Here is an 8,329-nt window from a genome sequence, read left to right on the forward strand (position 1 = left end):
CCTTTCGCGATCACACACTTGCGTGGGGGACACTTAACCACCCGAAGTATGTGCTGATCATGGAGGAGCCACCCGTGGAGTTCGACGTCACCATCGAGATCCCGAAGGGTTCGCGGAACAAGTACGAGGTGGACCACGAGACCGGTCGTATCCGCCTCGACCGTCGACTCTTCACCTCGACCAGCTACCCCGCCGACTACGGCTTTGTGGATAACACCCTCGGTGAGGACGGCGACCCGCTGGACGCGCTCGTCATCCTCGACGAGCCGACTTTCCCGGGCTGCGTCATCAAGTGCCGCGCGATCGGCATGTTCCGGATGACCGACGAGGCAGGCGGCGACGACAAGCTGCTCTGCGTCCCGGCGTCCGACCCGCGGGTCGAGCACCTGCGCGACATCCACCACGTTTCCGAGTTCGACCGTCTGGAGATCCAGCACTTCTTCGAGGTCTACAAGGACCTGGAGCCCGGCAAGTCGGTCGAAGGCGCGAACTGGGTCGGCCGCACCGAAGCCGAAGCCGAGGTCGACGCCTCGGTCAAGCGCCTCGCGGACGCGGGCGGCAAGCTGCACTGAGGTCCACGGAGGACTACGGCGGTCCACGGAGGCCGGTGGCTTTGTACGCCACTGGCCCCGTACGGGCTACTGGCCCCGTACGAGCTATCGGGCCCGTACGCGGATGGGCGGCACACCCCGATGGGGGCGCGCCGCCCATCGGCGTGTCCGGACACAGCCATTCGCCGCAGCGAGATGGGCAGTCGGCGACACAGACCTCCGAGGTCGGCGACACACCCGTACGGCGGGTCGGCCACAAGCCCGTATGCCAGGCCGACCACGAGCTCGTATGGCGGTTGGCCACGAGCTCGTCCGGGGCCGGGCCACGCACTCCCCCCGGGCGCGACTCAACGGGAGGGGGTGGGGCCGGAGGGGCGGTAGGTCCTGGACGCTGTCGTGTATTTGTGGGCCGCCAGGCCCGTAAATATACGGTCCAGGGCCTGCCGCCCCGCAGGCCCCGCCCCCGTCACCAACGTCCCACCGACGCCCCAGGACGGCCCGCACCGCAGGCCCCGCCCCCGGCACCCACAACACCGCACCGCCACCCCCATACGGCCCGCGCCCGACACCAAAGTCCCACCCGGCGCCCCAGGACAGCCCGCACCGCCCCTCGCGACGCCGCCATGCCCCCGCTCAGAACCCCCGCGTCCGCTTCGCCGCCCGCCGCCCCGCCGCCGCGACCTCGCCGCCCGGCGCGCGGATGAACAGGCGCGCGACCTCGCTTCCGAGGTTCACGCCGATCGCGATGGCGAGGGCCAGCGCCGCCGCCGTCGTCAGCGATTTGAACCCGCCGTTCGTATCGCCCTGGGCCAGTCCGAGCAGCCCGAAGTACGTGGCGCTACCGGGCAGCAGCGGGCCGATCGCCGCCGTGACGTAGGGCAGCGCCGACGCGTAGCGGTAGCGGGAGAGCAGTTGGCCGAAGAGGCCGACCAGGCCGGCGGCGATCGTGGTCGCGGCCACCGCGGAGAGCGGCCCGGTGTCGTGCAGCGCGCCGTAGACGACCCAGGCGACGCCGCCGTTGAGGGTCGCGAACAGCACGGTGTGACGTTCCTGCTGGAGCAGCACGCAGAAGGCCAGGGCGAGCAGCATCGCGGCGAGGGTCTGCAGGACCGGCCGTTCGACGCGTTGCAGCGCCTCAGGGTCGAGGTCCGCGTTGAACAGCGTCACGCCGCCGTACAGCACGATCAGCACGCCGCAGACGATGCCGACGATGAGGTAGCCGACCTCCAGCAGGCGGGCGGCGGCGGTGATGTAGTAGCCCGTCAGACCGTCCTGGACGCCGGAGACCAGCGCCCGGCCCGGGATCAGCGCGAACAGCCCGCCGGTGATGACCGCGCCGGCCTGTGACTTGTCCGCGTGGCCGAGGCTCAGCGCGAAGACGACTCCTATGGCGGCGGGCGGCATGGCCGCTGCCACGAACTGGTAGAACTCCGGCAGACCGCGCCCCGAGCAGAGCCAGGCCAGCCGGTCGCCGAGGACCGCGCCGAGCGCGGCTGCCAGGAAGACCAGGCCGCCGCCGCCGACCAGGATGCTCGCCGCGCCGGCCAGCAGGCCGGAGGCGAGGGTGAGGGCCCAGCCGGGGTACGGGTGGCGGTTACGCCGGATCTCGGCGAGCCGTCGGTAGGAGTCCTCCAGGGTCATGTCCCCGGAGGTGATGTCGTCGACGAGCCGGAAGACGGCGGCGAGCCGGGTGTAGTCGGTGCCGCGCCGGCGCACCGTGCGGCTGGCGGTGATCGGGTCGTCGACCAGCGAGGGCTGGTACGAGACGGAGAGCAGCGTGAAGGTGACGGTCGGCTCGCAGCGGTCCAGCCCGTAGGCGTGCGCGACGCCGAACATGGCGGCCTCGACGTCCTCGGCGCCCTCGCCGCCGGCGAGCAGCAGTTCGCCGATACGCCGGGTCACGTCGAGGACGCGCGGCACGGCCGGGCCGACGTCGTCCTGCTTCTCGACCCGTTCGGGGAGCGGGCGCTCGGTGACCGGGATGCGCAGCATGGTGCGCATCCGGTCCTGCCAGGGCTGGTCCTTCGTCAGCCGGACGACGGGGATGCCGTGCGGCGGGGTGAAGGCGGGGAAGCGCATGGCCCCGGTGTTGTAGGTGGTGCGGTTCGAGGGGGCGCCCTGGCCCGGCCGGTCGGGCTGGACGATCGGGATGGCCTGGGTCGTCTGTGAGCTGGGGGGCGTGAAGGCGGAGCTCTCGGCCTCGGAGGGCGCCTCGGCGGTGAAGCCGCTGGGAATGGCGAATTCCGAGGTGGGCTGCTCGCCGTCCGGGTCGGGCGGCGGCGGCTGCGGCACCCCGAGCGGTGGTGTGAAAGCGCTGTGCGCCTCGTCGGACAGCGGCTTGCCGTCCTCCGGAACTGGGGGTTCCGATGCGCTGCGCTGTGGGTCGGGCACTGCTTCGCTCCTCTTACGCCTCCTGCCTATGCAAGGCCCACGATGCCTGATGCGCGGCGTGGATGCGCAGTGGGGGGGTCGCGGCGGGAGCGGCGGCGAGCCGCTGTCCTCCCGAGCCGGCCCGCCGCGGTCAAGGGCCGCGGCGGGTCGGGAGGGTGGCGGAGCGGGTGCGGAGCCGGGTGTCAGCGCTTGGCGTGTCGGCCGCGCTGGCCGGAGGAGGGGCCGTTGTTCGGGGGCTGGGTGTGCGGCGGCTGACCGCCGGGGGTGCCGGGGCCGCCGGGGGGCTGCGTACCGGGGGCGCCGGGCGCACCGGGAGCACCAGGGGGCTGCGCGCCGGGGGCCGGCGGGCCCGCGGCGGCGGCCTTCTTGCCCTTGCTGCGCGCCCGCAGGAACTCGATGGCGATGGGCACCACGGAGATCAGGACGATCAGGATCAGGATCGCTTCGATGTTCTTGTGGACGAACGCGACGTTGCCCAGCGCGGCACCCAGCAGGGTGACCCCGGCGCCCCACAGCGTGCCGCCGATGACGTTGAAGATGACGAACGAGCGGTAGTTCATCCGGCTGACACCGGCGATGATCGGCGTGAAGGTCCGTACGACCGGTACGAAGCGGGCCAGGATCAGCGACTTCGGGCCGTACTTCTCGAAGAATTCGTGCGCCTTCTCGACGTTCTCCTGTTTGAAGAGCTTCGAGTTGGGGCGGGTGAAGAGCGAGGGCCCGACCTTGCGGCCGAAGAGGTAGCCCACTTGGTCGCCGATGACCGCCGCGAGCACGACCAGGGTGCACACCAGCCAGAGCGGATGGTCCATCGTGCCGCCGGTGACCAGCAGACCTGTCGTGAACAGCAGGGAGTCACCGGGCAGGAAGAAGCCGATCAGCAGACCGGACTCGGCGAAGACGATGACCAGGACGCCGATCAGCCCGAAGGTGGAGATCAGGTAATCCGGGTCCAGCCAGCTCGGGCCGAGCGCGAGAGTGTTCACGGGGTGACAGGCTCCTGGGTCGAGGGCGCAGGCTCATGCGAGGCCCGGGCACAGGCGTGGGCCAATGTGCCGCCCAAAGCTATCAACGCCTCCGGGTACCCAGCAGTTCCAGTACCGGCCAACCGGGCACACGGCCGGCTGGCGTAAAGCGCCGACCTCGGCATGCGGTCGGCACCAGGAGACGTGAAGCTACGCAAAAGGAGGTATCGCGATGGGTATCGAGGATTTCGGCGGCGGCCAGGAGTCGACGTCGGATGTGCTGGTGGTCACGACGAACGACATTCCCGGCTACGACGTGCAGCGGGTCATCGGTGAGGTCTTCGGCCTGACGGTCCGCTCCCGGCACCTGGGCAGCCAGATCGGCGCGGGCCTCAAGTCCATGATCGGCGGCGAGCTGAAGGGCCTGACCAAGACCTTGGTCGAGACCCGCAACCAGGCGATGGAACGGCTCGTCGAGCAGGCGCGTTCGCGGGGCGCGAACGCGGTGCTGATGATGCGGTTCGACGTCACGGAGGCGGCTGACGTCGGCACCGAGGTGTGCGCGTACGGCACGGCCGTCGTCATCGCCCCCAAGGCGTAGCGGGCACCGCGCCCAAGGCGTAGCGGGCGCGTCACAGCGGGGGCAGGCCGGACCAGTACGCCAGACCAGGCAGGGCGGCAGCAGACCCGAAGGAGACGCACCCCATGGCGCTGCACAAGGGCCGGAGCGGCAACGGCAGGCGCGGCAAGGGGCAGGGCAGGCGCGCCGGCGGCCCGGACGCGCCCCGCGCGAACCAGGACGCGCGGGGCGCGCAGGTCGAGGCCGCGCGCCCCGCGCCCAATCCGTTCTACGGGGAGGCCGACCCGGTGGCCGGCATGGTCGCGGCCCCGCCCCGGCACCGCCTCCCCGACGGGCCGTTGCCGCCCAGCACCGCGTACCAGGTCGTCCATGACGAACTGATGCTCGACGGCAACTCGCGGCTCAATCTCGCCACCTTCGTCACCACCTGGATGGAGCCGCAGGCGGGCGTGCTGATGGCGGAGTGCCGCGACAAGAACATGATCGACAAGGACGAGTACCCGCGCACCGCCGAGCTGGAACAGCGCTGCGTCGCGATGCTCGCCGAGCTGTGGCACGCCCCGGACCCGGCGGAGGCCGTGGGCTGTTCGACCACCGGGTCGAGCGAAGCGTGCATGCTCGCGGGGCTCGCCCTCAAGCGCCGCTGGGCGCAGCGCAACGCGGACCGCTATCCGGCGCGGGCCCGGCCCAATCTGGTGATGGGCGTGAACGTCCAGGTGTGCTGGGAGAAGTTCTGCAACTTCTGGGAGGTGGAGGCCCGGCAGGTCCCGATGGACGGCGACCGCTACCACCTCGACCCGCAGGCGGCGGCCGAGCTGTGCGACGAGAACACCATCGGCGTGGTCGCCATCCTCGGCTCGACCTTCGACGGGTCGTACGAGCCGGTGGCCGAGCTGTGCGCGGCGCTCGACGCGCTGCGGGAGCGCACCGGGCTGGACGTCCCGGTGCATGTGGACGGGGCGTCGGGCGCGATGGTGGCCCCGTTCCTGGACGAGGCGCTGGTCTGGGACTTCCGGCTGCCGAGGGTCGCCTCGATCAACACCTCGGGCCACAAGTACGGCCTGGTGTACCCCGGAGTCGGCTGGGCGCTGTGGCGCGACGCCGAGGCGCTCCCCGAGGAGCTGGTCTTCCGGGTCAACTACCTGGGCGGCGACATGCCGACCTTCGCGCTCAACTTCTCCCGGCCCGGAGCCCAGGTCGTCGCGCAGTACTACACCTTCCTGCGGCTGGGCCGCGAGGGCTTCCGCGCCGTCCAGCAGACCTCGCGCGAGGTGGCCCGCTCGCTCGCCGAGCGGATCGGCGCGCTCGGCGACTTCCGGCTGCTGACGCACGGCGACGAGCTGCCCGTCTTCGCCTTCACCATGGCGGACGGGGTGACGAGCTACGACGTCTTCGACGTGTCACGCCGGATGCGGGAGCGCGGCTGGCTGGTGCCCGCGTACACGTTCCCCGCGAACCGGGAGGACCTGTCCGTGCTGCGGGTGGTCTGCCGCAACGGCTTCTCGATGGACCTCGCGGATCTGTTCCTGGCCGACCTGGAGCAGCTGACGCCCGAGCTACGGTCCCAGAGCGGCCCGTTGAACCGGCCGGAGGGCAAGGCGACCGCGTTCCACCACTAGGCCGTTTCTGACGGCTCTTGAAGCCGCCTCTCAGCTGGCGCAGGTGTTACCCGTGAGGCGTTCAGAGCCTCAAGAGGAGACGCGCACCGTGCCGAGCGACCGGCCCGGCCCGGCGACCGACCAAGAGCCGCCAGAAGGGCCCTAAGTCCTGTCTGATGACGGCGACTTCGGCGGTTCGAGAGTTCTGTCGAACTCGGCGCGGGACCGCGGCGTGTGACGGGTGGGCAGACTGCCCAAGGGGCCGGGGGTTACCCCTACTTGCATAGGCCCGCTGCCCGGATGGATCTGTGGATCTTGAATGCGCAGGCTGAGCGGATCGGGTTTCCGATGCACCGCGCAGGTTGCACAAGGAGAGTTCCCCATGACCGATCGTTCTCATCAGCTTCAGCGTGTTCGCGCAGCGTCGTCGTCCGGGCGGCGGCGGGTCGCGCTGATGGCCGTGGTGGCCGCTGCCCTGACCGTGGGCAGCACGCTGCCCGCGTCGGCGGCGCAGGCCCGCGGCTCCGACGATGTGGTGCGCAAGGGGCTGGAGCGCCTGGTGCAGGACGACAAGTACCCCGCCGCCCTGGCCGCTACCATCGGCCGGGACGGGCGTACCCGTAACTACACCGCCGGAGTCGCGGACGTGAAGACCGGGGCCAAGGTGCCGGTCGACGGGCAGGTGCGGATAGGGAGCAACACCAAGGCGTTCACCGCCACGGTCGTCCTGCAGCTGGTCGGCGAAGGCAAGGTCGATCTCGACGCCCCCATCGAGAAGTACCTGCCGAACCTGGTACGGGGCGAGGACATCGACGGCCGCAACATCACGGTGCGTCAACTGCTCCAGCACACCAGCGGACTGCCCAACTACACCGACGTCATGATGGATGACCTCATCGGCAAGGCCCGCCACACCTACTACCAGCCCCGCACCTTGCTCGACACGGCGCTGGCCCGCAAGGCGCTCTTCGCTCCCGGAACCAGCTGGTCGTACAGCAACACCAACTACATACTCGCCGGCCTGCTCATCGAGAAGGTCACCGGCCGTCCGCTGGCCGAGCAGATCACCAAGCGGGTCATCGACCGCGTCGGGCTGCGCCACACCTACTTCCCCGGCGTGGGCGACGAGCGCATCCGGGAAGCTCACCCCAAGGGCTACTCCTCGGCGAAGCCCGGGGAACCGCTGGAGGACATCACGGCCTTGGACCCCTCCTGGGGCTGGGCCGCCGGGCAGATGATTTCCACCCCCAGCGACCTGAACCGCTTCTTCTCCGCCCTGATCGGCGACAAGCTTCTCAAGCCCGCACAGCTCAAGCAGATGCGCACCACCGTCAAGGTCCCCGAGGATGCCGGTATGGGGTCCACCGTCCGGTTCGGACTGGGGGTGACCAGCACGCCGCTGAGCTGCGGCGGCCTGAGGTGGGGGCACGGCGGTACCATCCCCGGCTACGCCACGATGAACAGCGTCACCGAGGACGGCCGCGCCGCCGCGGTCGCCGTCACCGCCGCCATGCCGCCCACCCAGCAGGGCCCCGACAATGTCGAGGCCCTCGTCGACACCGCACTCTGCAAGTGACAGGCGACACGCTGCGGTGACGCGCGGCGACCTCGCGTTCATGCGTTGCTGGTGGCGGGTGTGCGTGGGGCGCGGAGTTGTCGGAGGTGGTTGACGCGGGCGTGGATCTCGGCGGGGGTCGGGGTGTCGGGTTCGTCTGCTGGGTGGGGCGGGGCGATGTGGCCTCGGTGGATGCGGCAGGTGCGGCAGAGGCCGCCGGGTAGGGCGTCGGGGCGGCCGGGTGCGCCGCAGCCGGTGCATTCCATGATCCGGCGGGGTACGGCGGCGTACTGCTGCGTGGCCGGTGCGGCGGGTGCGGGGGGCATCCGGTGGATGAGTCGGGTGCGGGCGAGGGCTCCGGGGCAGTGGACGGTGGGTGGCAGGCCGGTGGTGAGGGCTTGGATGAGGTGGTGGGTTCCGGTTCCGCAGGCGAGCCAGTCGGCGGCGAGGTTCTCCAGGTCGGCGCATTCGGTGGCCGAGAGGGCCATCCGGGGGTCGGTGCGGCCGAGGGTGGCCAGTGCTTCGTATGCCTCGGAGCGTGGTGCGCGCAGGGCGGGCGGGATGACGCGTTCCGGTCGGGCGGGGGGCTGTGTGCGGCCCGCGCGGGGGCGGGGCTGTGGGGCGGGGCGGGCCTCGGGTTGCGGGGCCGGGACCGGCTCCGGCTCGTTCTGAGGCACCGGCTCCCGCTC

The 8,329-nt window shown here is 71.1% G+C and carries 6 protein-coding genes and 1 pseudogene; 4 read left to right on the forward strand and 3 right to left on the reverse strand.

What is annotated here, in order from left to right; translation table 11 throughout:
* Nucleotides 1–74: 74 nt before the first annotated feature.
* Nucleotides 75–572: an inorganic diphosphatase gene (locus QMK28_RS11415; RefSeq protein ID WP_326436975.1), complete on the forward strand. Its 498-nt coding sequence runs from the start codon at nucleotides 75–77 to the stop codon at nucleotides 570–572.
* A gap of 612 nt (nucleotides 573–1,184) precedes the next feature.
* Here QMK28_RS11415 and QMK28_RS11420 read toward each other — a convergent pair.
* On the reverse strand, nucleotides 1,185–2,942 hold the full coding sequence (locus QMK28_RS11420; protein ID WP_326436964.1) for a threonine/serine ThrE exporter family protein: 1,758 nt from the start codon (nucleotides 2,940–2,942) through the stop codon (nucleotides 1,185–1,187).
* Nucleotides 2,943–3,124: 182 nt separating this feature from the next.
* Nucleotides 3,125–3,928 carry a DedA family protein gene (locus QMK28_RS11425; RefSeq protein ID WP_326436965.1) on the reverse strand — a complete coding sequence of 268 codons (804 nt, stop codon included), beginning with the start codon at nucleotides 3,926–3,928 and terminating at the stop codon, nucleotides 3,125–3,127.
* Between the two features lie 211 nt (nucleotides 3,929–4,139).
* Here QMK28_RS11425 and QMK28_RS11430 point away from each other — a divergent pair, with 211 nt between their 5' ends.
* From QMK28_RS11430 to QMK28_RS11440, 3 genes are all read left to right on the forward strand, one after another.
* A complete protein-coding gene (locus QMK28_RS11430; protein WP_326436966.1) occupies nucleotides 4,140–4,508 on the forward strand; it encodes a YbjQ family protein in 369 nt (122 codons plus the stop codon).
* Between the two features lie 104 nt (nucleotides 4,509–4,612).
* Nucleotides 4,613–6,106 (forward strand): glutamate decarboxylase, encoded by a 1,494-nt coding sequence (locus QMK28_RS11435; RefSeq protein ID WP_326436967.1) that lies wholly within the window; start codon nucleotides 4,613–4,615, stop codon nucleotides 6,104–6,106.
* A gap of 361 nt (nucleotides 6,107–6,467) precedes the next feature.
* On the forward strand, nucleotides 6,468–7,661 hold the full coding sequence (locus QMK28_RS11440; protein WP_326436968.1) for a serine hydrolase domain-containing protein: 1,194 nt from the start codon (nucleotides 6,468–6,470) through the stop codon (nucleotides 7,659–7,661).
* 38 nt (nucleotides 7,662–7,699) lie between these two features.
* On the opposite strand, the pseudogene QMK28_RS11445 reads toward QMK28_RS11440, so the two are convergent.
* Nucleotides 7,700–8,329, reverse strand: a pseudogene (locus tag QMK28_RS11445) (MarR family transcriptional regulator); the annotation flags it as partial.

Origin of the sequence: Streptomyces sp. H27-D2 (assembly GCF_035828615.1) — a bacterium.
In the GTDB taxonomy this organism is placed as follows: domain Bacteria; phylum Actinomycetota; class Actinomycetes; order Streptomycetales; family Streptomycetaceae; genus Streptomyces.